The sequence below is a fragment of the Lunatimonas lonarensis genome (assembly GCF_000390185.1).
Classification (GTDB): Bacteria; Bacteroidota; Bacteroidia; order Cytophagales; family Cyclobacteriaceae; genus Lunatimonas; species Lunatimonas lonarensis.
Map to the genome: position 1 here is coordinate 1 of NZ_AQHR01000026.1, position 633 is coordinate 633.

1 protein-coding gene is annotated in these 633 nt (G+C 40.8%); it reads right to left on the reverse strand.

Features of this window, described 5'->3' with window-relative positions; genetic code table 11:
- On the reverse strand, positions 1–633 hold a 633-nt coding region (locus ADIS_RS03860; RefSeq protein ID WP_035804608.1), incomplete at both ends, for a 6-bladed beta-propeller.

Here is a 633-nt window from a genome sequence, read left to right on the forward strand (position 1 = left end):
CACATTTTCCTTAAAGATGCTTGCTGATACATCAAAAAAACCTAACGCATCCATATCGTTGCTAATTCCTCCTTGATACACCTTCCCTGTAGTGTTCGACCGGAATAGGTGTCCAACCTTCATCCCTCCAGAGAAATAAAAGTATTTGAAATAGAATACATCTTTTAAAAAATGACCATTATCCACTAGGAAACAATAATCATCGTATTTCTCCGCAAACTTCCTGGGATTTGTATAGCTAAAATTAACATCTTCCGGAAGGGTTCTTTTACCGAAATCTAGGCGACAGTAGGGTAGAAGCTTCTCTTTATCCACCTGGTAAACAGTATAAGTAAAAGGCCGTAGATAGAACAGCTTGTCTTCAGTTCTACTAAACACCTCCCCGCTGAAAAAAAGTTCCCGCTCCTTTTCCGCATTGTAGTCACCTCCTTTCGCCAGTATCCTCCAAGCGGTATCGCTCAGCACCAGTTGGTTGTTGCTAATTTCTTGCAAGTGTTCATTGTATGTTTTGATCAGGTCTACAGCTATTTGGGTGTTATTGATAAAAGCGAAACGAAGAAAACGGTAGCCTACCTTTTGTTCCCGTATAAACTCCCCATCCAGGGTATAGTAAAGGACTTTTGACAAGCCATC